Annotated in this window: 23 protein-coding genes and 1 pseudogene; 12 read left to right on the top strand and 12 right to left on the bottom strand. The window is 43.8% G+C overall.

Features of this window, described 5'->3' with window-relative positions:
• Positions 1-22 precede the first annotated feature (22 nt).
• A complete protein-coding gene (locus L1D60_RS09665) occupies positions 23-865 on the top strand; it encodes a DNA ligase (RefSeq protein ID WP_239840884.1) in 843 nt (280 codons plus the stop codon).
• A 53-nt stretch (positions 866-918) separates the two neighbouring features.
• On the opposite strand, the gene L1D60_RS09660 is transcribed toward L1D60_RS09665, so the two are convergent.
• Complete coding sequence (locus tag L1D60_RS09660) at positions 919-2,289, bottom strand: MATE family efflux transporter (RefSeq protein ID WP_239840883.1); 1,371 nt, start codon at positions 2,287-2,289, stop codon at positions 919-921.
• Between the two features lie 161 nt (positions 2,290-2,450).
• On the opposite strand from L1D60_RS09660, the gene L1D60_RS09655 reads away from it, so the two are divergent.
• A complete protein-coding gene (locus L1D60_RS09655; RefSeq protein ID WP_239840882.1) occupies positions 2,451-3,062 on the top strand; it encodes a riboflavin synthase subunit alpha in 612 nt (203 codons plus the stop codon).
• 98 nt (positions 3,063-3,160) lie between these two features.
• Here the strand turns inward: L1D60_RS09655 and L1D60_RS09650 are convergent, their stop codons facing one another.
• Both L1D60_RS09650 and L1D60_RS09645 read right to left on the bottom strand, forming a co-directional pair.
• Positions 3,161-3,364, bottom strand: a complete 204-nt coding sequence (locus L1D60_RS09650; protein ID WP_239840881.1) for a CPXCG motif-containing cysteine-rich protein — start codon at positions 3,362-3,364, stop codon at positions 3,161-3,163.
• Between the two features lie 22 nt (positions 3,365-3,386).
• A complete protein-coding gene (locus L1D60_RS09645; RefSeq protein WP_239840880.1) occupies positions 3,387-4,253 on the bottom strand; it encodes a fructosamine kinase family protein in 867 nt (288 codons plus the stop codon).
• Between the two features lie 494 nt (positions 4,254-4,747).
• Here L1D60_RS09645 and L1D60_RS09640 point away from each other — a divergent pair, with 494 nt between their 5' ends.
• Positions 4,748-5,092: a DUF3802 family protein gene (locus tag L1D60_RS09640; RefSeq protein WP_239840879.1), complete on the top strand. Its 345-nt coding sequence runs from the start codon at positions 4,748-4,750 to the stop codon at positions 5,090-5,092.
• 101 nt (positions 5,093-5,193) lie between these two features.
• Here the strand turns inward: L1D60_RS09640 and L1D60_RS09635 are convergent, their stop codons facing one another.
• Entirely contained in the window at positions 5,194-5,676 is a 483-nt protein-coding gene (locus L1D60_RS09635; protein ID WP_239840878.1) for an NlpC/P60 family protein, read from the bottom strand.
• 105 nt (positions 5,677-5,781) lie between these two features.
• Between L1D60_RS09635 and L1D60_RS09630 the strand changes: the two are divergent.
• Positions 5,782-7,827 (top strand): annotated as a pseudogene (locus L1D60_RS09630) (methyl-accepting chemotaxis protein).
• 81 nt (positions 7,828-7,908) lie between these two features.
• On the opposite strand, the gene L1D60_RS09625 reads toward L1D60_RS09630, so the two are convergent.
• Entirely contained in the window at positions 7,909-8,700 is a 792-nt protein-coding gene (locus tag L1D60_RS09625) for a sterol desaturase family protein (protein WP_239840995.1), read from the bottom strand.
• Between the two features lie 74 nt (positions 8,701-8,774).
• Here L1D60_RS09625 and L1D60_RS09620 point away from each other — a divergent pair, with 74 nt between their 5' ends.
• Both L1D60_RS09620 and nagK read left to right on the top strand, forming a co-directional pair.
• Entirely contained in the window at positions 8,775-9,515 is a 741-nt protein-coding gene (locus L1D60_RS09620; RefSeq protein ID WP_239840877.1) for a tRNA-uridine aminocarboxypropyltransferase, read from the top strand.
• Positions 9,516-9,668: 153 nt separating this feature from the next.
• Positions 9,669-10,577: an N-acetylglucosamine kinase gene (nagK, locus tag L1D60_RS09615; protein ID WP_239840876.1), complete on the top strand. Its 909-nt coding sequence runs from the start codon at positions 9,669-9,671 to the stop codon at positions 10,575-10,577.
• Between the two features lie 129 nt (positions 10,578-10,706).
• Here nagK and L1D60_RS09610 read toward each other — a convergent pair whose 3' ends face one another.
• Positions 10,707-10,973: a DUF2960 family protein gene (locus L1D60_RS09610; RefSeq protein ID WP_239840875.1), complete on the bottom strand. Its 267-nt coding sequence runs from the start codon at positions 10,971-10,973 to the stop codon at positions 10,707-10,709.
• A gap of 182 nt (positions 10,974-11,155) precedes the next feature.
• Here L1D60_RS09610 and L1D60_RS09605 point away from each other — a divergent pair, with 182 nt between their 5' ends.
• Positions 11,156-13,330, top strand: coding sequence for a sensor domain-containing diguanylate cyclase (locus L1D60_RS09605; RefSeq protein WP_239840874.1), 2,175 nt, complete (start codon positions 11,156-11,158; stop codon positions 13,328-13,330).
• 60 nt (positions 13,331-13,390) lie between these two features.
• Here the strand turns inward: L1D60_RS09605 and L1D60_RS09600 are convergent, their stop codons facing one another.
• The 5 genes from L1D60_RS09600 to L1D60_RS09580 all read right to left on the bottom strand — a co-directional run bounded on the left by L1D60_RS09600 (position 13,391) and on the right by L1D60_RS09580 (position 18,160).
• Positions 13,391-15,193, bottom strand: coding sequence for a bifunctional molybdopterin-guanine dinucleotide biosynthesis adaptor protein MobB/molybdopterin molybdotransferase MoeA (locus L1D60_RS09600; RefSeq protein ID WP_239840873.1), 1,803 nt, complete (start codon positions 15,191-15,193; stop codon positions 13,391-13,393).
• Positions 15,193-15,777, bottom strand: a complete 585-nt coding sequence (gene mobA / locus L1D60_RS09595) for a molybdenum cofactor guanylyltransferase MobA (RefSeq protein WP_032549022.1) — start codon at positions 15,775-15,777, stop codon at positions 15,193-15,195. The genes L1D60_RS09600 and mobA overlap by 1 nt, the downstream gene beginning before the upstream one ends.
• Entirely contained in the window at positions 15,755-16,474 is a 720-nt protein-coding gene (locus tag L1D60_RS09590; protein WP_239840872.1) for an energy-coupling factor ABC transporter ATP-binding protein, read from the bottom strand. The genes mobA and L1D60_RS09590 overlap by 23 nt, the downstream gene beginning before the upstream one ends.
• Positions 16,475-16,484: 10 nt before the next feature.
• Positions 16,485-17,183: an ABC transporter permease gene (locus L1D60_RS09585; RefSeq protein WP_150872452.1), complete on the bottom strand. Its 699-nt coding sequence runs from the start codon at positions 17,181-17,183 to the stop codon at positions 16,485-16,487.
• Between the two features lie 170 nt (positions 17,184-17,353).
• The gene (locus tag L1D60_RS09580) at positions 17,354-18,160 is read right to left on the bottom strand and encodes a substrate-binding domain-containing protein (RefSeq protein ID WP_239840871.1); all 807 of its coding nucleotides are present in this window, start codon (positions 18,158-18,160) and stop codon (positions 17,354-17,356) included.
• Between the two features lie 291 nt (positions 18,161-18,451).
• Between L1D60_RS09580 and L1D60_RS09575 the strand changes: the two genes are divergently transcribed.
• The 5 genes from L1D60_RS09575 to L1D60_RS09555 all read left to right on the top strand — a co-directional run bounded on the left by L1D60_RS09575 (position 18,452) and on the right by L1D60_RS09555 (position 24,753).
• Positions 18,452-19,918, top strand: coding sequence for a sigma-54 dependent transcriptional regulator (locus tag L1D60_RS09575; RefSeq protein ID WP_239840870.1), 1,467 nt, complete (start codon positions 18,452-18,454; stop codon positions 19,916-19,918).
• Positions 19,908-21,938, top strand: a complete 2,031-nt coding sequence (locus tag L1D60_RS09570; RefSeq protein WP_239840869.1) for a HAMP domain-containing sensor histidine kinase — start codon at positions 19,908-19,910, stop codon at positions 21,936-21,938. Before L1D60_RS09575 ends, L1D60_RS09570 begins: the two co-directional genes overlap by 11 nt.
• Positions 21,939-22,059: 121 nt before the next feature.
• The gene (locus L1D60_RS09565) at positions 22,060-22,440 is read left to right on the top strand and encodes a VOC family protein (RefSeq protein WP_239840868.1); all 381 of its coding nucleotides are present in this window, start codon (positions 22,060-22,062) and stop codon (positions 22,438-22,440) included.
• A 37-nt stretch (positions 22,441-22,477) separates the two neighbouring features.
• On the top strand, positions 22,478-22,951 hold the full coding sequence (locus tag L1D60_RS09560; protein ID WP_239840867.1) for an HAD family hydrolase: 474 nt from the start codon (positions 22,478-22,480) through the stop codon (positions 22,949-22,951).
• 182 nt (positions 22,952-23,133) lie between these two features.
• Positions 23,134-24,753, top strand: a complete 1,620-nt coding sequence (locus L1D60_RS09555) for a methyl-accepting chemotaxis protein (RefSeq protein ID WP_239840866.1) — start codon at positions 23,134-23,136, stop codon at positions 24,751-24,753.
• Positions 24,754-24,863: 110 nt separating this feature from the next.
• On the opposite strand, the gene L1D60_RS09550 is transcribed toward L1D60_RS09555, so the two are convergent.
• Positions 24,864-25,748 carry a mechanosensitive ion channel domain-containing protein gene (locus L1D60_RS09550; protein WP_239840994.1) on the bottom strand — a complete coding sequence of 295 codons (885 nt, stop codon included), beginning with the start codon at positions 25,746-25,748 and terminating at the stop codon, positions 24,864-24,866.
• Between the last annotated feature and the right edge of the window lie 5 nt (positions 25,749-25,753).

The raw sequence follows: 25,753 nt of genomic DNA, 5'->3' as shown, positions 1-25,753 counted from the left end.
GACGTTCAATCATGGAATGACAATGACTTTAAACAAATTGACGATCGCCACCTTGCTTGCTCTTTCACCCCACCTCAGTGCAGGAATCCAACCGACCTATCAAGTGATGTTGGCTAACCATTACGATCAACACATCGACATCAATGAGTATTGGCAAAGTGAAAAGCTTGATGGAGTCAGGGCAATTTGGGACGGTCAGCACCTTTATACGAGAAATGGGAATCGTATCTATGCGCCTTCTTGGTTTACAGACCCATTACCACCAATACGTTTGGAAGGAGAGCTTTGGGCGGGAAGGGATCGGTTTCATATTGTCCAGTCAACCGTTCTGGATACGACACCCGTTGATCAAGCTTGGGGTCAGATAGAGTTCATGCTGTTTGATATGCCAGGTGCAGCGGGCGATTACCAGAAGCGCTATTACAACATCATTGATTGGGTCAAACGAATCAATCGAAAACACATCCATTATGTCGAACACTACCCAATAGAGAGCGAAGCCGCGCTGTATACCCAACTCGATAATATCGATAACGAAAAGGGTGAGGGTATTATGTTGAGAAAAATTACTAGTCGCTATCAAGGTGGACGCAGCAACGATCTACTCAAACTAAAACGTCATCATGATGCAGAAGCGATTGTCGTTGGCTATAAGAGTGGTACTGGGAAGTATTCGGGAATGATGGGCTCATTGTTAGTTCATACAGAGAAAGGCGTGCAATTCTATATTGGTACAGGGTTCACCGATGAGATGCGGTTAGATCCACCACAAATCGGAAGTCGAATCACTTTCCGCTACAACGGGTTCACGCAAAATGGGAAACCCAAATTTGCCCGCTTTGTTAGAGAGAAAGACGAATACTAAAAGAGCCCTTGGTACAGGGCTCTTTGTTGTCATGAAGTCTAGGAATATCGCTCTTAGCGCTCACTAAAGGCCATTTGCACACTGTCTTCTTGCTTGTGCATCCAACGCAGTCTCAGTCCTAATAACAAGGCTGCGGAAGAGAGGCCAACAATAAAGCCTGTCCAAAAACCGTGAGCGCCCATCGGCTCAACAATCCAATCAGTCATACCGAGAATGTAACCAAGCGGTAAACCTAAAATCCAATAAGCAATGAAAGTGCGATTGAAGATAGAACGCATGTCTTTGTAGCCGCGGAGTGCGCCCGCTGCTATCACTTGAATCGCATCAGTACATTGGTAAACCGCTGCAAACAACAGTAATTGCATAGCAATAGTAATTACAGCTTGGTTTTCGGTGTAGAGAAGAGCAATCTGCTCTCGGAATAGAACGGTTATTAATGCAGTACAAAGCGACATCGCTAACCCGACTAGAATACCAACATGCGTTGCGATTTTTGCACCTTCGGTACTGTTTTCCCCGAGCTTATGCCCAACACGAATACTTACGGCCGCGCCAACACTCATTGGTAACATGAACACTAAAGAAGAGAAGTTAATAGCAACTTGGTGTGCGGCAACGATCATAGGACCAAGCGGTGCGACCAATAGCGCAACAACCGCAAATAACGTCACTTCAAAAAACAGAGCCGCTGCGACAGGGAAGCCAAGTTTAAACAAGCGTATCTGAGCTTTTAATTGCGGCTTATGGAACTGACCAAACAAGTTAATTTTAGCTAAACGTTTTGACGTCATCACATAGCCAAGTAAGAGAGCGAACATCACCCAATAAACGATGGCGGTTGCAACACCACAACCCACACCGCCAAGCGCAGGCGCTCCTAATTTGCCATACACGAACATCCAGTTAAGTGGGATGTTGAGCAGTAAGCCTATGAACCCAATCACCATCGCGGGCTTGGTTAGTGACATACCGTCTGTAAAGCTTCGAAGAGTCTGGAACAACAGGAACGCAGGTACCGCATACATCACTGCATGCATGTAACCGTTGGTTTTTTCTGCCATCAAAGGCTCAACATCCATCAAGTTAAGAATGCCTTGGGTTTGAAACAAAACACCAACGATTGGCACCGAGATAAGCAAAGCCATAACAGCGCCTTGTTGAATCTCAAATGAGATTTTCTCTTGGCGACCAGAACCATTCAGCTGTGCAACCACAGGAACTAGAGCCATCAACAAGCCGACACCGAACAGAATAGAAGGCAACCAAATACTTGCAGCGATAGATACCGCAGCCATGTCAATTGCACTGACACCACCGGCCATGACGGTATCGACAAAGCCCATACCCGTTTGGGCAACAGAGGCAATCAATACCGGTGTCGCAAGTTTTATTAAGTTTGATGCTTCTGTTTTGTAACGATGCACAAATGACTCCAGCTAGAAGATAATAAGATTAGATACTTAGGGATGGACATTCAGACTGAATCAGAGATACTGATCGTAATGCGCCACTGGGCGAATAATAAAGAAATGTCACTACAACTGCTATGAAAAACTGTGACGTGACGGCACAAAACGGGAATATTATGTTTACAGGTATCGTGCAAGGTATGGCGACCTTGGTTGCTATAAAAAAGAAAGAGATGTTCCAGACTCATGTTATCGAACTGGACGGTGAGATGGCTCAAGGCCTAGCAATTGGTGCGTCTGTGGCTCACAACGGTTGTTGTTTAACAGTAACAGAGATAAACGGTTCACAAGTTTCTTTTGACTTAATGCAAGCAACACTAAGGCTGACAAATCTAGGTCGTTTGAAAGAAGGTGATTTGGTTAACGTTGAGCGCGCAGCAAAATTTGGTGATGAGATTGGCGGACATAGCATGTCGGGACACATCTCTCTGATGGCCAACATCGTTGACGTCATTAAAACAGAAAACAACCGAACGATTTGGTTTGAACTGCCTCAAGAATCGATGAAGTACGTGTTGAGCAAAGGTTATATTGGCATCGACGGGTGTTCACTGACGATTGGTGAAGTAGAGGACAACCGTTTCTCAGTCCATCTTATTCCAGAAACGCTCAATCGAACTTTATTTGGACGACGAGAAGTGGGCGACCAAGTGAATATCGAATTCGACCCGCAAACACAAGCAATCGTCGACACGGTTGAGCGTGTATTGGCGAGCCAAAACAAATAAGTCAGCATTCCTAAGAACTCAAACGATTTCAGGATCAAAAAGAGCACGTCAGTACGTGCTCTTTTAATATCGGAAAGCTCAGTAGCTCTGATTCTGCACTAGAAAACTTGTTCGTCATCTGCGTCAATCGACAAGTTGATGGTGTTCCTAACTTCATCAACTTGCATGTCTAGATGAATGGCATTGCAACAGGCAGGGCAGTCATCATAAAAGTCTTGGCTTCCGTTTGAAGCATCAAGTGTTATCCCGATAGAGTGTCCGCAGTGTGGGCAAGACACGTGCTTTTCAGTGTAATTGTTCATAGTCAATTCTCCTCACAGCAACTTAAACAGCCAGAATCTTCTGAATATGCGCTTCTGTTTGTTCTAGATAACTACCGCCAAACTGATTGCAATGATTGAGAAGATGGTACAAGTTATAAAGGTCTTTTCGAACATTATAGTCGACGTCGAGCGGTGCGACGCTCTGATAGCCTTGATAGAACTCTTTTGGAAAACCACCAAACAATTCAGACATAGCAATATCACACTCTCGGTCGCCCCAATAACACGCAGGGTCATAGCAGATAGGACCGAATGCTGAAGTTGCAACGTTACCATGCCAAAGGTCGCCATGTAGTAGAGAAGGGGTTGGATTGTGTCCAGACAGCTTGGTGTTTACAACATCAACGATCTCATCAATATCACCGAACTCGATGCCTTTCTCTTTAAGTAGTTGCAGTTGGAAGCCTATACGTTGCTCAGAGAAAAAACGTCCCCATTTTTTATGCCACGGGTTGGGCTGAAGGGTACTTCCTATATAGTTGTCTTGATCGTAGCCAAATTCTTTCTGTTCTCCCCAAAGATGGAGCTTGGCCAGCGAGACGCCAAAGTCAAAGCCGTTGTTGCCAGTATCTAATGGTTTGGTCGGTAGGTAGTTGAGGATAATAAAGGAACACTCTTTAGTCGTACCTATCAATACCAATTCTGGGACATATACTGTGCAAGTATTTCGTAACAATCGTAGGTTTTCAGCTTCAATTTCGAACTTATTAATAAACTCTCTTTGGTTCACTTTTACGAAGTAACGCTCGTTGCCATCGGTAATCATGTAGCAATCATTAATATCGCCACCTGATAACTTAACGCGCTCGGTGATCGGGAAGTTAAAAAGAAGGGTGTCTGAAAGTTGTTGAGAAATGGCCTGCCACATAGGAAATCCTCAAAGAACATGGGTATGGCAATAGTTTAGGATAAATTTCCACTATTTTTAGGCGTATGCGTCAATGTTCTTAGCTGTTATTAGCACTCTAGCCGAGCAATTACGAGAATTGTGACCTTTAGCCTCGATCTTAAACAATGTTCGATAAATGTGAGAATGGAATCAATCTCACATTTGAGACGACCTATAAACCAGAATACTGTTAAAGCTTTAATCAATTGATATTGTTGTAAATCAGTTTGTGAATTAAAAAACTTTGCTCTAATGGGTCAAGTCACGTTAAGAAATGAAAATTTGATTTGCTCTTCCAGACAAGCGCTTAGCTCAACGTAAGGCAAAAATACGACTTATGAGTTAATTTTGAGCAGTTAGACGCAAGGTCTAGCGATTTATTAGCAAATCAAACAATTAGTTAATGACAATACTGAGAGTTCGCCTAGTATTGTAGTGACAAATTTACCATTGAGCTTAAACGGAGATGTATTGTGGTTGTAGAAACCGATGGTTATTTAGCTTTGATTGAACACTTGTCGTTTAATTTGGATGTATTTACAGGTGGTAAAGGTGATACAGGCACAGAGAGTGTTGAAGACATTGTGACTGACATGATTTCAACGAACATCATGGCGATCTTCGAACAAAATCCTGAATTGCATTCCAGTGTTCGTTTTCAGTTGCTTAAAGAAGCCGATGCCGTTGTTGCTGACCTAGGTGAAGTGTTAGCGGGTGTTTGGGCTAAGAAAGCTACTAATGAACAGATCGTTTTTCTAGACGAGTATATTGCTCTGGTGAAGAACTTGTTCGATACGGCTGTTGCTAAGTACGACTAAATAGGTCGATAGTTCAAGCGAGAAACAACTCGCTCTGTGTAATTGGCGAATCGTTAGACTAACATTCGCCAATACTCATACCTGATAACTTGGTCGGGTAGTTAGATCCTTCTAAAGTGCCAGAAAGTTGAAGCCCAGTAAGGGTTATCCAGCCTAGAAATAATCACACCCTTTGATGTCGAAGCATGTAGGAATTGCTTATTACCCAAATATACGCCTACGTGCCTAACCTTTGGTGACGTTTTGAAGAACACCAAATCACCACTTTTAGCTTGTTCGTAAGCGATCTCGATTCCATGTTTACTTTGATCCAGCGTTGTTCTCGGTAGCGCCTGCTGTGTTGCATTCAGTACCGCGATTTGAACAAATGCTGAACAATCCACACCGTTAAAAGACGTACCGCCAAAACGATAGGGCACTCCTTGCCATTCTTTATAAACGCTCATATACGCTTGAGTTGTCTGCTTCTCTAACGGGGAGAGCGTTTGGTTGTTGGGCGCAGAATCTTGAAAATCAGGTGACGAAGAGCACCCTATGACACCCATTATTGCGACTGTTAATATAACTCTTTGAATTAATTGCAATCTGTAACTCTTCTGAAAAATTAATGAAATAAAAGTGTCATAGGTGAAACTTAGTATACCGAGCTTAGAAAGGATGCCACACACCGTACCTAAATCGGAACAATAATGCCTGATAAAAATGTACCTAATCAACCCGCTCGTTTCACTTTTTCTCTCATACAAACCGTAACCAGTATCTTTTGTGTAATCTTACTGCTGGTTGTCTTTTTATCTATGGTCAGTTTAAAAGGCGTCGACAGAGTTGGCGGCCATTTTGATGCACTTTCTGAACAAGTATTACCGCTTGCTCTTAATAATGCCAAGCTGACTCAAAATGTACTAGAGCAAGTTAAATTATTGGGTTACAGCACTCAGTCTTCTGATTTAGCAGAACTCAATTCAACCAAATCGTCAATTCAGACTCTTGCTGATGGATCAAACTCAATGCTGCAAGAGTTGTTAGTGATCACCGAGCACTTTCCTGATGCGATCTCGCCGCAAGAGAGAGAACAACTTGTCGCGGACATGACGAGGCTGCGAACACTGACATCGAATGTGCTCACGATACAGATCGATATCTAATCAAAACAAAGTGACATCAATAAACAAATAGAAGCATTTCGTTACGGTGTGAGCTCTGCTGGGCCAGAAATGAGCCGTATCAGCTCATTCTTAGCCGAGGGAAACCCGGAATCTACTGACGCAGCGAATCGATTTGTCTCTAGTGTGAGTGCGATGGAAAGTTCATTCTTAATGCTGATGATGCATGAAGATATAGACAAAGTGGAATCAGAATATCGACAGTTACGTAACCGCCTGGCGGGTATGAACTTAGCTTATGATGATTTTTCTGAGTGGCACCCAGAGGTCAAAGATTTCACTAGCCTTGTCGCCGCTTATCAAATGGTATCTGATGGGTTTGAAAAGCAGGGGATCATCAAAAATATACTCGATAAGCTAATGCTGGCTGAAGAGCAAAAGCAAGAGTTAGCGAAAGTCATGAGTATTGCTAATCGGGTCATTGTTAGTCTTAACACATTGTCGGACAAGGCTTCACGCTTGATTGAAGAAAGTGAGTCGGTGGTAAACAACACCATTAGTAATATCGACAGGGTTCTGATTATCAGTGGTTCGGTTATCACTATGATCATCTTGATTTCTGGCTTTGTGCTTCAACGTTGGGTCAACAAAGGGCTTAAGAACATTAAACAGCATTTGGCTCTTCTCGCAGAACATGACTTTTCCAAAAAATCAGAGCCTAAAGGCCCATACGAACTCCAAGTCATCACTTCAAAACTCAATATAGTAGTGGAATCAACAGCTGAGTCGGTGAGCTCAGTCACTCGTAACTGTGAAACCCTTTATCAAACCGCGGAAGTCAGTCATGACGCAGCAGAGCAAACTAACCAAAGTTTGAACGCGCAAAATGAATCACTGCAAAACATGATTACGACGATTACCGAACTTGAAGCATCTATCAGCGAAATCGCACGAATATCGAATGCTTCAAACGATGATGCATTGCTAGCCGAGACGGAATCGGTGAATGGCAGCCATGTAGTCGGTTTAAATCAACAGCGACTGCATGCCCTAGAGAAAACACTCAGTGTAAATGAAGAATCTATGGATGAGCTCGATGGTCGTGTAAAACAGATCAGAGAGATGGTGGATATGATCAGTGGGATTGCTGAAAATACCAACCTTCTAGCACTCAATGCAGCAATTGAAGCTGCAAGAGCGGGTGAACAAGGCAGAGGCTTTGCCGTTGTCGCCGATGAAGTTCGTAAACTTGCTAGCGGTACATCTCAACAGACAACCAATATACGTAACATGATGACGCAACTGATCGCTGCCGCTGACCGCTCGAAAGAGTCAGTAATTGAGTCACGCAACGAAATGGCGAATGCACTTCAAACGAGTAGTGATGTTAAACAAGCATTCGAGAAAATCGAAGTCGCTGTCGCTCACATCAAAGATCGTGTTGAACAGATCATGGTCGCGACTGAAGAGCAGGCACGGGCAACGGTTGATGTGTCACAATCCATTACACGTATATCTGAACAGGGTGACAACACCAAGATGCAATTAGAGTCGATGATTGAAAGCTCAGAGCAAGTTGCAGATATCGCAGGCCACCAACAAGCGATGCTACATAAGTATGTTTTAAGCTGAGCCTGACAAAGACAATAAAGCAAAAAAAGGACCAATTATCCCTGAGATAATCGGTCCTTTTTCTATTGTGATGAGTAGCAGTTAGCTTTGTTTGATAAAGGGTTGGCGCAACATTTTATCTAGTCGCTGCTCCTTGCCATCTTGAATCTCAGGAACGCCTATTTGAACATTGTCGTGGCCAAGTTTTGGTTGCTCACGATAGGTTTTGAACCATCTGTCCCAAACAGAGAGAAAGAAACCAAAATTGGAATGGGTCTCTTTAACAATCACGGAATGGTGCACTCGATGCATATCTGGTGTCACTATCCATCTACGTAATATTTTGTCTACTTGAAGGGGTAACTTGGCGTTACTGTGATTAAACATCGCGCTAGCATTTAATACAATTTCGAAGACAACCACAGCTATCGCAGGCACACCAAGCATCATTACTAGGGCTATCTTAATCAACATCGAGAGAATCATCTCTATCGGGTGGAACCTCGTTCCTGTGGTGACATCAATATCTAAGTCGGCATGATGAACACGGTGTAAGCGCCATAATATTGGAACTCGATGAAACACCAAGTGTTGAAGATAGATAGCGCAGTCGAGCAGCAAAACGCTCACAACAATGACGATGGGAACAGGCAAAGACAGTTGATTGAACAATCCCCATTGATTTTGTTCAGCAATCAACGCGGATTGGAAAGCGGCGATTGGAATCAATGTTGCTAGCAACACACTATTGAGCGCAACCAAAGCAAAATTGTTAGTCCAGCGATACCATTTATTCTGAGTCAGCTTCTTTCGCGGAGAATACGCTTCCCACAAAGCACAACCGATAAAAGTGGTGACAAAGCAGGCAAGCCGAAGTAAAGAGGGGTCTTGCATAGGAATTCCTTCTATCATTATCCACTCACTCTAAGTACAATCGCACCACTTTTCTAGAGCTATCGTTAAACACCATGAGAATTCACGCTTTTCACCACCTTTATCAACATCGTTTGTCCCTTTCTACTCGACCATTTAAAGCGCGAGGCTGTAAGGTGGTTCGCTGCGAGTATTGTAAGATCGAGCAAGGTCATTGTATCTGCGAACATCAACCCGACATTAAAACGAATGTCGCGACTATGTTGATCTTATCGGATAACGAAGTTCTCAAGCCAAGCAATACTGGTCGATTGATCGTAGATACAGTCAAAGACAGCCACGTCTACCTTTGGCACAGAACCGAGCCAAATCCAGAGATGCTTGCTGTCTTAAAAGACGAGAAATACCAACCGGTCATCGTGTTCCCTGAAGATTATACGGACGATAAGAGCCGAGTGGTTCAAGATCTTCCAGCGATGCGTGATTCAAACAAAACCTTGTTACTCATCTTTATTGACGGTAGTTGGCGCGAAGCTCGTCGTATTTTCCGCCGTTCGGAATATCTGCAACACCTACCTGTGTTATCAATTGAACCTGAGTCGGTGTCTCAATATATGATGCGTAAATCGGATAACGAGCAGCATTTGTCGACAGCTGAAGTAGCAAGTTTGGTCTTGAAGCAAGCAGGTGAAGAGCAGGGGGCAAAAACACTTCAGATGTGGTTTGAAGCGTTTAGAGAGAGTTACATGCTCAGTAAAACTCGCTACAAATCCGATCAAACAAAACCAAGCTTAAATGCTTATATCGATTATCGTGAAAGTGAGACGTCGCTCTAAGCCTGACACCGTATGTGCTGACAACTTGTTCAAACGAACTCAATCAGAGAATAAGTTTGTCATCTATCACGGTTTGTAGGGGGAGTGTTATGGATAATGGCTCACAGTGACTTTTATATTGTCCCAGATTTAGGGAAAAATTGGAGAGATTTGATGTATTACGGCTTTGATGTTGGCGGCACTAAAATTGAATTTGGTGCATTCAATGAGAAACTAGAACGTGTGGCAACTGAGCGTGTACCAACGCCTACTGACTCTTATGAGCAACTGATCGACACGATCGCAGGACTTGTTGAGAAATACGACAGCGAGTTTGCTTGCGAAGGTAAGATCGGTCTAGGTCTACCGGGTATGGAAAACGCTGATGACGGTACAATGTTGGTTGTTAACGTTCCAGCCTCAACAGGCAAGCCACTTCGTAAAGATTTGGAAGCTCGTATTGGCCGTAGCGTTAAGATTGAAAACGACGCAAACTGTTTTGCGCTTTCTGAAGCTTGGGATGAAGAACTACAAGATGAGCCATCAGTTGCTGGTCTGATTCTAGGTACAGGCTTTGGCGGCGGTTTAATCTTTGACGGCAAAGTATTCTCGGGTCGCAACCACGTTGCGGGTGAAGTTGGTCATATGCGTCTACCGCTCGATGCATGGCTACACCTAGGTGACAATGCACCTTTATTGGGTTGTGGTTGTGGTAAAAAAGGTTGTCTGGATAGCTACCTTTCTGGTCGTGGTTTTGAACTTATCTACGAGCACTACTACGGCGAGAAGAAGAAAGCGATTGATATCATCAAAGCACATGCTGAAGGTGAAGAGAATGCCGTTGAGCACGTAGAGCGCTTTATGGAGCTATTGGCTATCTGTTTCGCAAACCTATTCACTACTTTGGACCCACATGTCGTTGCACTGGGCGGCGGTCTATCAAACTTCGAACTTATTTACGAAGAGATGCCAAAGCGAATTCCAAAGTACCTGCTTTCAGTGGCGAAGTGTCCGAAGATCATTAAAGCGAAACACGGCGATTCAGGCGGTGTTCGTGGTGCAGCATTCCTAAACCTGAAGTAATTTAACTTAGGCTTAGCGGATTTACACCAATTTGATAAAAATGCCGCAATCTCTGAAGAGGTTGCGGCATTTTTTTATGTTTAATGTGTTGGTTACTCAATCGAGCAATCAGAATAAAGAAACGAAAGGTTACTTTTTCTTTTTACCAACACCCAAGTTTTCTTTTTGCTTCAATGTAAGCTTTGTGAAGCCAAGCTTACGGAAGTAATTATCTTGATAGTTACGAACCGCTTTTGTATCTGAAATCAACTCAAGTTGTTGCTCTGTTTTTAAATACTCAGAGATGTCGATACCTTCAGCCGCGGCAACAGCTTCTTGAATAGTGCGGTGTTGTTGTTTTGAAAACAGCAACTCTTTTTCTTCATCTTTATAGGTATACAGAATAGTACGAGCCATGGTGCTCTCCAGTTGAATCTAGGATTTTCGCGAACTCTACAGAAAATCTGCCTTACTCTCAAGGATAAGGCGGAATTAGTTGTTTAGTAAAGCAAAGTTGAGCGAAATATAGTGCGGAAAAATCATTTTATAGTACACTATTCTTGCGGGCGATGTTGCCCGATGGCACGCTCATAATTTATATGAACAACACACTTAATTCTCAAATTCTAGGCATTATTACACGAGTCCAAAACTATCCTGGGCTCAAAGGGTTACGTGAAATCGAATCAAAGATCAGCGCCATTTGTAACCAGCATCAAGCTCAATTTCCTACACCAATAAAAACCTTTCTAGAAGGTTACGCCTTTGACCGTCAGGATAACTTACCGAAAGCCATTGAATTATACGAAAAGAGCCTATCAGAGCTTAGCGATGATGATGTTCAACTCGAAGTATTCATCAATGGCCTGCTGGCGTCTATCTATGTCGACTTTGAAGAGTTTCAACGTGGTTATCACTGTTACGAAAGAGCACTCAGAAACTTGCATCGTGTGGATGACAACGTAAGTGCACTGATCTATTGCAATATAAGCGATCTTTACCTCACGCTAGGTCAATATCACGATGCCATTCTCTACGCTAAACTCGGTGCTAAAGCGGCACAAAATGCCAGTCGTTTTCTAGACTACGCGATTTGCTCACTCAACCTTGCTTTCAGTTACTCGCACATCGGTGAATTTGATAAAGGCCTCAAAGCATTGCACCAAGCCAAGCAAATCGGTATTCAAATGAAAAGTGATAGAACCTTAGCGCTCTATTATGGCTATAAAGCACAGATCATGGTGCAATGTATCGATTCAAAAACCGATCAAAGGTTCACCGAACAACAGGTAACTCAAGCGTTTGCTCTGGCAGAAGATTACTATGCCAAGGTTGTAGACGAGCATAACCGCGTTGAAAACCTCGCACACTGGGCGAAATACCTTGAGTCGGTCGAGCAACTGGAAGCATCAAAAAAGTTGTGCACAAAGCTAGAAAGCGAATTCGACATTAAGGCAAGCTTTCAGACTTACAGTATTTACGCGAAAACACGGGCTAATTTGTATCGCCGTGACAACGATTGGCAATCACTAGCAAATATTCAATCGCAACATATTGTTTTAGGCGAGGCGAGTCTTGAACAACATAAGGCCAAACAAAGCTGCGATATTGTAAAAAAAGTCGACACAGTAAGAGACACTCAACATGCGGATGTGCTAAACCAAATTCAAAAGCACATGGGGTCTATTACTGAGATTGGACAGTTTATCGCGACAACCCATTCCTTAGACAGCGTGTTACCGGAGATACTGACCAAAATTAACAGTATCTTGCCCACGTTTGAGTTTGGTATCGCGCTCTATGATCACGTCGGCGATGTACTGGATTACCGTTACTTCGTTGATACCATGGGGTTAGTTGAACCAATGCAAGTGGTGTGCGCAGAGAGTACCACTGTCGGCAGTTATGTAATTAAGCAGCGTGCCACGGTGCACCTTAACAGTGTGACGCCTGAGTCACTTGCGCCATACATCGAAAGCCAATCACAAGGTGGTACTCAAGCGGTTATCGTGAACAATAAACCTGACACCAACTCGATCATCCTGACACCAATACTTCTGAACGAGCAGGTAATTGGTTTGCTTTCTGTTCAACATAGTCAAGCTAATCAGTATCAAACTCATCATAGATATCTGATTGAGCACTTAGCGAGCTTCATCGCTGTATCACTAGAGAATCAAAAGCAGCGTCTCAGGTTAGAAACGGCGAACAATGAGTTAGAGCACCTCTACAAAATTGAACCATTGACGGGTCTGTATAATCGATATCAGCTGGATAGCATCACCCCAACGCTTATTCGACAAGCGAGCTTGAATGCTCAAACCTTGGCGGTACTGATGATTGATCTGGATGAATATAAAGCCTACAACGACTATCACGGTCACCTGCAAGGTGATGAAGCGCTGCGTATCATCAGTCAAATTTTAAAAAGCGTGTTTAGCGAAGAGCAAGATTTACTGTTTAGATACGGTGGTGATGAGTTTATGGCGGTGTGTTACGGCCAGTCGATGAAAACCATTGAGAAAAAGATCAACGAGTTAAGAGTTGCATTGAATGATGCCAACCTAGATAACCCTTCCGCATTACGCGCAGACAGACTGACTGTCTCAATTGGTGGGGTAAACATGAAGTTTGGTGATTCGATGCAAGAGCCAAGTTTCAAGAACATCTGTGATCAAGCTGATAAACAGCTTTACCTTGCTAAGGCGTGTGGTCGAAACGATGTGAAACTAAAAGCGCTTAATAGCCTGCCAACAGAAGAGTTGGTTTATTAACAGTAAAAGAGATTAAAAAAGCGAAGCTCTAAAACAGCTTCGCTTTTTTGATGGAGGTTATTAGATGCGTCCTTGGAGTGGAATAACCGTAACGGTTTCACCCACTTTAACCGTATCAACGGAAGGGGAGATCTCAATCAAACAGTTTGCTTCACTCATCGAGCGTAAAATGCCAGAACCTTGCTTACCTGTTGTACGCACTTCAAGTTGACCTTGGTCATTCATAGAGAACACACCACGACTAAATTCAGTACGTCCTTGGCGAGAACGAAGTTGCTCTGTCGCAATCGCATTCGCTTTAACTGGTGTCCAATTTGTTTGACCTTGCAGTTTGCGAATCGCAGGCTCAACAAAGTTGATGAATGACACCATTACCGCCACAGGGTTACCCGGTAACCCGAAGAAAGGTGTTTGCTCAATCTTACCGTAAGCAAGCGGGCGACCCGGGCGCATGTTGATACGCCAAAAGTTAATCTCACCAAGCTCATCCAGAGCAAGCTTGATGTAGTCTGCGTCACCCACCGATACGCCACCTGAAGTCAGAACCATGTCTGTCTCTAACGCTGCAGAGTGAAGAACTTCTGTCATCTTCTGCTGGTCATCTTCAATAATGCCGTAATCGACAATTTCACACCCTAGCTTCTGTAGCATGCCAATAATGGTGAAACGGTTTGAGTCGTAAATAGAATTCGCTTGCTGCGGAGTGCCCGGCGCTTGAACTTCGTCACCGGTAGAGAAGATACCAACTTTAACCTTACGCAGAACAGGACAAGTAGCGAAACCTAACGAAGCCATCATACCCATTTCAGGTGCTTCAATACGTGTACCTTGGGTAAATACAGCTTGGCCAACTGACAAATCTTCACCGGCCATACGAACATTTTGGCCTACATCGATTTTTGCGTTAGGGAAACGAACAAACTCACCATCTTGAACGGCTTGCTCACGCATAATAACGGTATCGCCACCAATTGGTGTTGGCGCACCAGTCATGATCTTGACCGCTTGGCCTTTCTGGATTTCTTGGTCGTAGCTGTGTCCTGCAAGAACTTCGGCTACAACTTGGTACTGCTCTTGGTCAAGGTCATCACCACGGATAGCGTAACCGTCCATTGCAGAGTTGGTGTTTTGTGGAACATTGATCGGAGAGATAATGTCTTCTGCTAACACTCGGCCATATGCAGACTCAACCGCTACGGTCTCACTAAGCTGTTCTGTAGTGATGCTCTCTAAGATTTTCTCCTGACCTTGCGTTACGCTCAGACCAGCAGGAGAGAAAGAATCACAGCAAACAGCAGGCGCTTTCTCTGCTTTTGATTGGCAACTAACGAAGGTTGGTTTGAAATCTTTGGTGTAGTTGATGATAAAGTCACGAATCGCTTCCAAATCATTGATCGACATTTGAGGAAGATCTGACTCCACTTGCGTATCAGCAGCAATGGCAATGATGTTGTTGTCGTTAGAGTACAACCAAGGTTTACCAACTTCTTCACGATGCAGTTCAATCTTAGGAAATGCGATATTCTTACACCCTTCAACCAGAATCAGATCTAACTTCTCTGTATTAAAGCGAGTCAGTAAGTAATCAAAGTCTGCTTCAGCTTCTGGTGTTTCAGTCATCAACACATGACGCTTTCTTGAAGAAATCAGCATCTGGCCAGCACCTGCTTTACGTAATCGGTAGCTGTCTTTACCAGGCTTGTCGACGTCAAAGTCATGGTGCGCATGTTTAAGTACACCAATGCGCAAACCGGACTCGGTTAACATTGGCAGCAGCGCTTCAAGTAGTGTTGTTTTTCCAGTACCGCTGTAGGCAGCAAAACCGAGTAACGGAAGGTTAGGGCGTTGTTTTGAATCATTCATTATTGAAGCGTACCAAATTGGGTGAGTTCTTCTGGTGTATTAAGGTTTACAAAGCAGTTTGGCGAGTCGCTAAAATCAACAAACTCGGTAACGCAATCTTTGTAGAGCAGAATGATCTTGCGATCGCCACGCTCTAAAAATGCTTCTAACCTAGGTAATACGCGCTTATGGAATAGGGTAAATACTGGCTGTTTAAATTCACCGTCGTGAGCAACCAAAATATCGCTGTCTGGGTTTACTGCCGCACAAAAGCGAGCCACTAAGTCTTCGTTGATTTGTGGGCTGTCACAAGGAACAAAGCCGACCCAGTCGGTGTCGGCATTTTTTAATCCAGCGTGAATACCGCCTAGCGGCCCTGGATAATCAGGAAAAGAGTCCGAAACCACAGGTGCGAAATCTTGATAACGCTCTTGGTTTCGATTGGCGTTAATGGTGATAGATACGTTTTGTTGAGACAATTTGTCGATAACGTATTGAATGAGTGGACGACCGTTCAATTCGACGAGACCTTTGTCACGTCCACCCATTCTGCTCGCTTGTCCGCCAGCTAAGATAACCCAACTAGTTTGCGTTGGAAGCAGCATAAATATTCTCTTGTGCTTTGTCTTTTTTAATAATTTGCAGCAATGGTGATTCCGTCAAAGAGTTATCTTTAATCCACCACTGTTTTTTGCATAGATCGGTTAAGGCATTGGTTTGGTGGCTTGTTATCACCAAACTCGCACAGCGCTGAAGAAGATCTTCGGCCATAACGACCAATCTTTCAATAGATTCTTTATCTAATGATGCACTTGGTTCGTCCATAAGTAGGATAGAGGGTTTTAGAATCCAAGCCCTCGCCATTGCGACTCGTTGACGCTCCCCACCAGACAGAACAGAGATGTGTTCGTCCGCTAGGGTCTCTAAACCTACCATTCTCAACGCATTGATTATTTGAGCTCGCTTATCTTTTTGCGACTCTTTGTTAAATCGAATGCCGTAAGCGACATTTTGATACACAGTACCATCAAACAGATAAGGCGTTTGATGGAGGTAGATAATGTCTTTGAATTTTGAGCGAGGGAATAGGGTACCTTTCCAACTGTGATGAGCCGTCTGGATTTTTCCTGAAGTCGGTTTAATCAAGCCAGATAGAATTTTTAATAGCGTTGTTTTACCTACGCCATTGTCGCCTTTTAGATAGATTGCATCGTTAGGCCCAATGGACAGTTCCGGAATGTGAAAAAGAACGCGCTCTTTGTAGCGCATTGAAACTTGCTGCGTTGTTATTTTTATACTCATGACAGCATTCCTATGTTCTTAAGTAGCCTTTTCCTCTCACACTCGAAAGGAAAAAGTTTAAAACCAGTGCCAATGCTAGCAACACCATGCCCAGCGCAACGCCTTGTGCAAATGCGCCTTTATGACTTTCCATCGCGATTGCGGTTGGGATATTTCTTGTCATACCCATGATATTACCGCCGACCATCATAGAACAGCCTACCTCTGTAACGATTCGTGAAAAGGCAGCAATGGTCGCAGCGAGAAGTGGGAAGCGTGTTTCCCAAATCAATGTTGACGCGATACGGAAAGTTGATACCCCTAGAGTACGAGCAGTCTCGACGGCACGTCGGTCACTTGCTTGAAGTGCGCCATGCATCATAGAGACAAGTATAGGGAAGCAGATTAGCATCTGACCTAGAATCATAGCCTTTTGGGTGAACAGCATTTGCCAGTCACCCAAAGGGCCTGAGCGAGATAACATCATATACATCAATAAACCAATCACGACTGTAGGGATCGCTTGCAAGGTATTAATGATGGATAACAATCCCCATTTACCGGGGAACTCTGTATAAGCGAGTAAAAAGGCCATGACAATTGCAGGCACAATAACCAATGAAATTGCCGACAGAGAAACGCTAAATGACACTGCGACAATTTGCCACAATTCGTGGTCAAAGCTCACAAGTAAGTTCAGTGCATCAAGCGTTGTTTGCCATAAGGTCATGATGTATCTCTTTTGTGCGGGGGCTCCGCGTATAATTCAGTATAGCTTTGTCAGTTGCGAACATTCAGTTGTGAACATTCAATAGCAAATATAATCAGTTGCGAATTTACCAGTCACGATATGAGCGTTTTTCAATTGCTCATATCGCAACCTGAGACAACCTGACTATTTTATTCAGCGCTCGCGACAAATAGCTGCTTACCATGAAGCTTAAACTCGTTAATTAGCTTTTGTCCTTTCGGATTTACCAACCAATCACTGAATGTTTTTGCTGCTTGATAATTGATGCTTGGGTAACGCTCTGGGTTAACAAGAATAACTTGGTACGGGTTGAAAAGGTTCTTGTCGCCTTGGAATAGGATTTTTAGATCAAGTTTATTTTGGTAAGCCAGCCAAGTACCGCGGTCAGTCATGGTGTAACCTTGCATCTCTGAAGCCATGTTCAGTGTTGGTCCCATACCTTGGCCTACACTGCGGTAACCACCGAAGTTAGGTTCCATTTTAGTTTGAGCCCAGATGCCCATCTCTTTTTTGTGTGTACCTGAGTCGTCACCACGAGAAACGAACGTCACATTGTTGGTTGCGATAGATTTGAACACTTCAGCAACGTTGCTTTGTGAAACGATTTTCGCAGGATCTTTTTGTGGACCCACGATTACGAAATCGTTGTACATCAGTTTACGAGGAAGAACGCCGTAGCCTTTCTCAACAAAGTTTGCTTCCGCTTTAGGTGCGTGTGTCATCACCAAATCCACATCGCCGTTTTCGCCCATGCGAAGTGATTTACCCGTACCCGCGGCAATAACGTCGACCTTGATACCTGAGTCTTTTTCAAATTCAGGCAAAAGGAAATCGAGTAGGCCAGAGTGATAAGTACTGGTTGTTGTTGCGAGTTTGATGTGTTGAGTATCTTCAGCGCTGCTCACTGAGTAACTGACGATAGAAAGTGCTGCAATAGTTAAAGGAATTGCTTTCATTATTATTATGTCCATGAGTTATGAATAGACCACCATAAGCAGAGATGCACGACTTATGGCTCCTGGGCCAAATGGTATAAATTAATTATCCACTCCCTATAAGCAAACTTGGTGCCAACAAGGATAGGTAACTAGGTTCATTAAATGTCTGTTATTTCGGACAAAATAGCACCATTTTCGAAATTAAATTTAAAGAAAATATGAGCTAGGACAAAATGTCGCATATTGAACCTGTTGTACTTGAGGCGAGTTGGTACACTCTGTCCCAAATTTCCTCACCGGTGTGTTTTTATGTCTCTTACCAGCTCAAATGTCACAAACAAGACTCTGAACTCCTTAACTCAATACCAAGCTTTCTCTGTTTTGGTTGTCGACGATGAAATAGGAATGCAGGCAATTTTGAAAAAGGCACTGGGCAAACTGTTTGGTAAGGTGATGTGCGCGGGTTCAGTAGAAGAAGCGGAGACAATCCGCAGTGCTGAACACTTTGATTTGATCGTTTTAGATATCAATTTACCAGGGCGTTCTGGCATTGAGTGGGAAGAAGCATTCAATGATAGCGAAAAACGCTCAGACGTTATCTTTATGACGGGTTACGCTGACCTAGAAATGACAATTTCAGCCCTTAAACTTGGCGCTTCAGATTTTATTTTAAAGCCGTTCAATCTCGAACAGATGATTCAAGCCGTACTTCGCTGCATGGACAAACGACTCGCACAGCGAATGCAATATGCGCTTAAGCGTGACGTTAGCCGTCATATCAAAACAGAAATCATCGGTAACTCTGATAAAACTCGACTTCTAAAACAGCTGATTACTCAGTTCGCACCATCTCGTGCGTCTGTGTTGGTTGAAGGCGAGTCTGGTACTGGTAAAGAGCTAGTAGCCCGTGGCGTGCATGAAGCGAGCAAGCGCACAGGACCATTTGTACCGATTAACTGCGGCGCAATTGCACCAGAACTCTTGGAAAGTGAACTATTCGGCCATACGTCGGGCGCGTTTACGGGGGCGAAGAAGAATCGTGAAGGTCTGTTTCGTGTAGCCAATGGTGGCACTCTATTTCTTGATGAGATAGGTGAAATGCCACTACCTATGCAGGCTGCACTGCTGCGTGTATTGGAGCAGCGTACAATCCGCCCAGTAGGTAGCGAAAAAGAGATAACCGTTGATGTACGCATCGTCGCTGCGACCAACCGTAATCTTCAAGAAGAGGTCGAGAAAGGCAATTTCAGACGCGATCTTTTCTATCGTCTCAATGTGTTGAAGATCGATGTCTCTCCGCTGCGTGAACGTGTATCAGACTTAATGGATTTAGTTCCGTACTTCACACGTATGCTGGCTCATGAACTCGGCATGCCGGAACCAACATGGGCACATGAAGATATTCTCGCGATGAACGAGTATCAATGGCCAGGAAACATCCGTGAGCTAAAGAACTTAATGGAGCGCTGTATTTTACTAGGCAAGCCACCAGCCCACTATTGGCGTGAGCTAAACGGCGAGAGTAACGTACCGACTCGCGTATCAGTGACGGTGTCACATGGTTCAGAACTACCAGGGATGGATCCTAATGACGCTGCAGAAGGCTATCCAAATAGCTGGACACTCAAAGAGGTAGAGAAAGCCCACATTGAACAGGTCGTTTCTTATCATGATGGAAACAAATCCGCTGCCGCTCGTGATTTAGGCGTTGCTCGTAAAACGCTAGAGCGTAAATACAAAGATTGGAACGCTGAGGATTCGCAATATGCCGACTAGTCGTCATTGGTGGGGAAAATGGCGTTTTAGATTTAAGACGATGGTTCGCTATCGTCTTCTGTTTTTGACCTCTGCACCAATTATTCTAACGCTTTGCGCCTTGATCGCAATTACGCTCTATTGGTCTGTGCATTACACCTGGCAGGGCGCATTGATTGATGTTGATGAGCGCTTGGATGTTGCTGACAACAGCATTCACCTTATCCAAAATCAGCAAGCCTATAACGTGAGAGCATTCTCTGAATCTTATCGTTTTCGCAATAAACTTGAGAGTGATATTACCGAAGAGCAGCTCATTCAATGGGTATCTGAAAACAAAAGTCGCTATGAGCTCGATTTTTTACGCTGGTACAGCGCCCACTCTTTGAAAGACACGACAGAACTCCTTGAACTTACAAGTAAGCAATCGTTTTTTAGCGTGCTAACACGCAGTCAGCTCAATGAATTAGATCGCACCCTAGCTAAAAGAGCAGAAGTGCCGTTGCTCAATGGTTCGGAAGTCGAGACTCGCGGTTTGGTGAGTCGCACAGTCGTCGCTATATATGATGGAGATAATCGCGTTATTGGTTTCCTTGATGGCGGAATCCTATTGAATAACAGTTCTCAGCTTGTTGATCAGATCAGTAACTTGATCTACCCAAGGCCAGAAGGGTTTTCTCGTCGTGTTGGTACTGTAACCGTCTTTCTAGATGATTTACGTGTTAGTACCAATGTGCCTCTCAACAGCGACGCCAGTGAAGGCCGAGCTATCGGTACGCGAGTTTCTCATGAAGTGCATAGCAAAGTCCTCAACGAAGGCAAAGAGTGGCTAGATCGCGCTTATGTATATGATGCTTGGTACATCACTGCGTACCAGCCGATCCATGATCATCATGAACAAGTCATTGGTATGCTCTATACCGGCTATCTGATTTGGCCACTTATCGAGACGTACTTAACTAATCTTGGTGAGATCAGCGTAACCATTGTCGCGCTTTTATTGCTGTCTGGATTTATTGTGCACCGCGGCGCGCGCGATCTATTCAACCCAATTGAACGCATTCACAAAGTAGTGAAACTAGTTCAGATGGGACAAGACAAACGTATTGGCACTCTGGGTCTTGATGATCAGCATGAATTGACGCAGTTGGCGAAACAGTTCGATAAAATGTTGGATCTTCTGCATGAACGAAATCAAGAAATCCAGCAAGCTGCACTGGAATTGGAGTGTAAGGTTCATTCACGTACCGCTAGCCTTAAAGAGAAGACCGAACAACTTGAACACCATATTACACTGTTGAATCAAGCTCGCGACAAACTAGTGGTTAATGAAAAGTTAGCTGCGCTTGGTGAGCTGACGGCGGGAATTGCACACGAAATCAACAACCCAACCGCTGTGATTCTTGGAAACGTCGAGTTAATGAAGTTTGAACTGGGCGAAGAGACCGACCGAGTGAATGAAGAGATCCAAGCGATCATGGAACAGATCGATCGTATTCGAAACATCACACGCAGTCTGCTCCAGTACAGTCGCCATGGTGGTGTCCAAGATGAGATCACTTGGCAACACATCAACCCAATCGTTGATGAGAGCATTACACTTGTGAAAACCGGAGCCAAGAAGAAAGGAATCGTTTATCACTCATCTCTCGATGCCAAAACGTCTGTTGAAGTGAATCGAAATCAGTTACTACAGATCTTAGTGAATCTACAAATGAACGCGATTCACGCAATGGACGGAGAAGGTAACCTAACCATTTCAAGTGAAGATTGGATTGAAGACGATGTGGTTCAAGGCGCTGTCATTCATGTTGAAGACGAAGGGTGCGGGATTAAAGAAGAGCAACTTCAACGTATCTTTTCACCGTTTTACACGACTAAACGTGATGGGACAGGTTTAGGGTTGTCAGTTTCGCAGAGTATCCTTTCTCAAACTGGTGGTGAAATTCGTGTCACCTCTGAACTAGGTAAAGGCAGCCGTTTTAGTGTCTATTTACCAAAGAAAGCTGTGCCACAGTTATTGGTATCTAACGTCAACTAAACTCGCAACTTTACGTAGGCCTAGGTTTACTTCATCTGTACTAATAATGCTGATATTAGCTACGATGTATGGTTTGCAGTGAACTATGCTCAATTTGTGTTAAACAAATGAGGGTAGGCTTATGTTGGGTAATCCAGTAGGGTGGTTTGAGATCTACGTCAATGACATGGATCGAGCAAAGCAGTTTTACCAAGAAGTATTTCAAGTAACATTATCAAAGCTTGATAGCCCTGGAGGCATTCCTCTTGATATGTGGGTGTTCTCTGATGATATGGGAAGCTACGGAGCAACCGGCGCCTTAGTCAAGATGGACGATATGGCTGCTGGTGGAAATAGCACCATAGTTTACTTTTCCTGTAAAGACTGTGCCATCGAAGAAAAACGCGCGCTTATGAGTGGCGGTACTCTGCAAATGAGCAAGATGGCGATTGGAGAATATGGCTTTATTAGCTTAGTCATGGATACTGAAGGTAACGTTATCGGGCTACACTCGATGAACTAACAACAGCGATGAACATAACGTCATGCATGGAGGCAGAATGACAAAGACATATCTCTTTGATTGGGGGGACACCTTAATGGTCAATTTCCCCGATCAATCTGGAAAAATGTGCGACTGGCCTGTCGTTGAACCCATTGATGGTGCGCTAGAAACTCTCGAATACCTTTCCAAACATCATCGAGTTTATGTTGCGACTAATGCGGCAGACTCCTCAGAGCAAGACATTCAGCGAGCCTTTAGTCGAGTAGGCTTAGACAAATTCATTTCTGGCTATTTCTGTAAAGCAAATCTAGGGGTCGATAAAATGAGCCCTGAGTTCTTTCCTGCCATTCTTGCTCGTCTTAATGTTCCTTCATTAAGGGTGACAATGGTCGGCGATACACTTGAGAACGATATTGTGCCTGCTATCGATGCTGGACTTAATACCATTTGGTTTAATCGAACTGTAAATCAAAATTCCACAAACACTGATTTTCACAGCATTAAACAACTCTCGGAATTAAGAGACTAGCTCAATAACGCTTACCAATTATTGATATTTTTATAAAATTCAATCAACTAGAAGTGACAAGTGTCACTTTTTGCATATGTAATCATGTGAATATTCATTCTTCATGACATGCATCATCGCTAATCGAACTGATTTTGTTAATTTGCTCGCAACTAATAACAAAAATATAAAGTCAGCTCGCTATGAAATTAAGCAACCTTTCGATTAAATCCAAACTCGCCTCTATCGTCATTTTTTCAGTAATCTCACTGATCATGGCATGTACGTATAACTTGCTCCAGCAACGCGCCACTTCCATGGCCGAACGTGAAAGTAAGCTCAGCGCACAAGTAGAGTCCGCCGTATCATTGGCAAAACACTATTACGCCCAACGCACTGTACTCGGTGAAGAACAAGCACAACAACAAGCACTCGCTGCGATTCAGAATCTGCGTTATGACAGCAATAACTACTTCTGGATTCTTAATCAACAATCTCAAGTGGTGATGCACCCATTAAAGCCAGAGCTAAATGGTGAAAACACTCATAACTTCAAAGATGGGGCAGGCAAGTTCCATTGGCGTGAAATGGTTTCTATCTCGCGCTCTCCACAGGGTAAAGGCTTCCTCGATTACCAATGGAAGAGCCCGCAAGGTGAGTTAAAAGACAAAATCTCCTATGTGGAACTCTTTCCTGAATGGAACTGGATTGTCGGCTCTGGCATTTTGGTGGCCGATATCCAAGAAGCATTTTGGGCGCTAGCAATTAAAGAGGCGTTTGTAGCCCTTGTTTTATCAGGGATGCTGTTTGCGATGGGTTACGCCATTTCAAACAATATTCTGATTCCACTTGCAAAACTCATTAACAATACCCATTCGATTGCCAACGGTGACTTACGTGTTCGCATGAACATGACACGCAAAGATGAACTGGGCGAAATGTCTAACCAGATCGACAAGATGTTAGAGAAACTACAAAGCACGCTTAAAACTGCCAACGAATCAGCAGGACAGTCTAGTTCAATGGCGAGCCATATTGCTCAAGCGAGTGAAGAAGCAGCAACAAGTGTTAACTCTCAACACGCACAGCTTGAGTTGTTGTCCACGGCGATGACAGAGATGAGCGCAACAATTTCTGACGTTGCTGTCAATGCGGAAAACACAGCCGTGAGCACCAATAAGGTCGTCGACCATGCTTATCGTAACGATGAAAATATGAAGGTTACCGCAACAAGTATCTCTCATGTTTCTGAGAACATCTCGAATGCGAATAGCTTGGTTCAAGATCTACAAGCGGGCGTAACCGAAATTAGCCAAGTGGTTGGTGTTATTCGTGACGTTTCTGAGCAAACTAACCTGTTAGCGTTAAATGCTGCGATTGAAGCTGCACGCGCGGGTGAACAAGGTCGTGGCTTTGCTGTCGTTGCGGATGAAGTACGTAACCTTGCAAGTCGAACTCAAAATTCTACGAATGAAGTGCAGCACACCATTGAAAAGCTCACTCATCAAGCAGAACAAACCTTTGTAGCGATGAAACAGAGTAATGAAGAGGTCGACCATAGCGTAAAAGCGTCAGACGATACTCGTGCTCAACTTGATGAGATCGTTGCCGAACTGCAAAATGCCAACGACATGGTGGCACAAATTGCTGCAGCTTCAGAGCAGCAAAGTTCAGTGGCGACAGAGATGAACCAAAATGTCTCTAGCATTCATTTAGCCGCAAATGAGGTATTACAAGCTTCTCAGTCGCTTGCAGAAGACAGTCAACAGATGGCGAATACAGCAGAGCATTTAACAGAACAACTTAAATACTTCAAAGTGTAGCCATATGCGTTAGTCTCTTTAAAAAGACTCAAACAAAAGCCCTCGCAATAATCGTAGCGAGGGCTTTTTACTTTTTACTTTTTACTTTTTACTTTTAGACTTTAAGGTGCTTAATCAGAGGCCAAAGCAATCTTAGGCGGTTTGATCCCATGCTTCTTGAACTCTTTCATCACTCTGAGGGTAATATCAGTCTCGAACAGCTTCTCATAAGCAGTATCAACAACGTAAGCCTTACAAGTTAACTGAATCGCTAAGTAGTTATCGGTAATCGTCTGCTTCACTAGTACGGTTACAGGCTTAGGTAAGTGAATGTAGCGACTTGACGATGCCGCTTCCTGAATTAAATCACGGGCGAGGGTAATGTCTTCGTCCATTCCTACATAGAAGGGAATAACGACCTGCATATCCAACGCACCGTAGTTACCACTCGTCGTAACTTCATTAAGGAACTTGTTATTGGGAATTGTGATGATGTCATCGTTGAGGGTTCTCATCCGGACGGAGCGTAGGCCTATCGTAATAATATCTCCGTAATTCCCCTCAAAGGTGACGCGGTCACCTACTTGGAACGGCCTGTCGATCATCACCGTCAATCCTGCGATAAAGGAAGCGGCAAGGTCTTTCAATGCAAAACCAACTGATACAGCCAACGTACCGCCAATCAACGCCAAGATATGATCATTAATACGAAAGCTCATCATAAAGACCACCAGACCGGCGGTCATGTAGATGAAGAACTGTAGGAACGATTGGATTTTTTGCAGCATCATTCGATACTGAACAAATTGACCACCAATGCTCTCAACCATCGAATTCATAAACTTAATCAGCAACCAAGTCGCTGCAACGACTAACGCAGAGAAGAAAACACCACTCCAACGAATGAGGCTGGCGAATTGTTGAATGCTCTCTACGTTAACTACTTCTTCTGCAGCCAATACGGTTCGCAAAGGCAGTAGAAGGGCAAGCAGTACAATACAAAGTGTTTTAGAAATTCTAT

It is taken from the genome of Vibrio sp. Isolate30 (assembly GCF_022397975.1).
Lineage (GTDB): Bacteria > Pseudomonadota > Gammaproteobacteria > Enterobacterales > Vibrionaceae > Vibrio > Vibrio fortis.
Note: the sequence above shows the minus strand (reverse complement) of the source record. Positions and strands in the feature narration are given on the sequence as shown.

Coding starts and splice junctions, on each gene's coding strand:
- L1D60_RS09665 (WP_239840884.1), top strand. CDS start 23: ATGACTTTAAACAAATTGACGATCGCCACCTTGCTTGCTCTTTCACCC.
- L1D60_RS09655 (WP_239840882.1), top strand. CDS start 2,451: ATGTTTACAGGTATCGTGCAAGGTATGGCGACCTTGGTTGCTATAAAA.
- L1D60_RS09650 (WP_239840881.1), bottom strand. CDS start 3,364: ATGAACAATTACACTGAAAAGCACGTGTCTTGCCCACACTGCGGACAC.
- L1D60_RS09645 (WP_239840880.1), bottom strand. CDS start 4,253: ATGTGGCAGGCCATTTCTCAACAACTTTCAGACACCCTTCTTTTTAAC.
- L1D60_RS09625 (WP_239840995.1), bottom strand. CDS start 8,700: ATGCAAGACCCCTCTTTACTTCGGCTTGCCTGCTTTGTCACCACTTTT.
- L1D60_RS09620 (WP_239840877.1), top strand. CDS start 8,775: ATGAGAATTCACGCTTTTCACCACCTTTATCAACATCGTTTGTCCCTT.
- nagK (WP_239840876.1), top strand. CDS start 9,669: ATGTATTACGGCTTTGATGTTGGCGGCACTAAAATTGAATTTGGTGCA.
- L1D60_RS09610 (WP_239840875.1), bottom strand. CDS start 10,973: ATGGCTCGTACTATTCTGTATACCTATAAAGATGAAGAAAAAGAGTTG.
- L1D60_RS09605 (WP_239840874.1), top strand. CDS start 11,156: ATGAACAACACACTTAATTCTCAAATTCTAGGCATTATTACACGAGTC.
- L1D60_RS09600 (WP_239840873.1), bottom strand. CDS start 15,193: ATGAATGATTCAAAACAACGCCCTAACCTTCCGTTACTCGGTTTTGCT.
- mobA (WP_032549022.1), bottom strand. CDS start 15,777: ATGCTGCTTCCAACGCAAACTAGTTGGGTTATCTTAGCTGGCGGACAA.
- L1D60_RS09590 (WP_239840872.1), bottom strand. CDS start 16,474: ATGAGTATAAAAATAACAACGCAGCAAGTTTCAATGCGCTACAAAGAG.
- L1D60_RS09585 (WP_150872452.1), bottom strand. CDS start 17,183: ATGACCTTATGGCAAACAACGCTTGATGCACTGAACTTACTTGTGAGC.
- L1D60_RS09580 (WP_239840871.1), bottom strand. CDS start 18,160: ATGAAAGCAATTCCTTTAACTATTGCAGCACTTTCTATCGTCAGTTAC.
- L1D60_RS09575 (WP_239840870.1), top strand. CDS start 18,452: ATGTCTCTTACCAGCTCAAATGTCACAAACAAGACTCTGAACTCCTTA.
- L1D60_RS09570 (WP_239840869.1), top strand. CDS start 19,908: ATGCCGACTAGTCGTCATTGGTGGGGAAAATGGCGTTTTAGATTTAAG.
- L1D60_RS09565 (WP_239840868.1), top strand. CDS start 22,060: ATGTTGGGTAATCCAGTAGGGTGGTTTGAGATCTACGTCAATGACATG.
- L1D60_RS09560 (WP_239840867.1), top strand. CDS start 22,478: ATGACAAAGACATATCTCTTTGATTGGGGGGACACCTTAATGGTCAAT.
- L1D60_RS09555 (WP_239840866.1), top strand. CDS start 23,134: ATGAAATTAAGCAACCTTTCGATTAAATCCAAACTCGCCTCTATCGTC.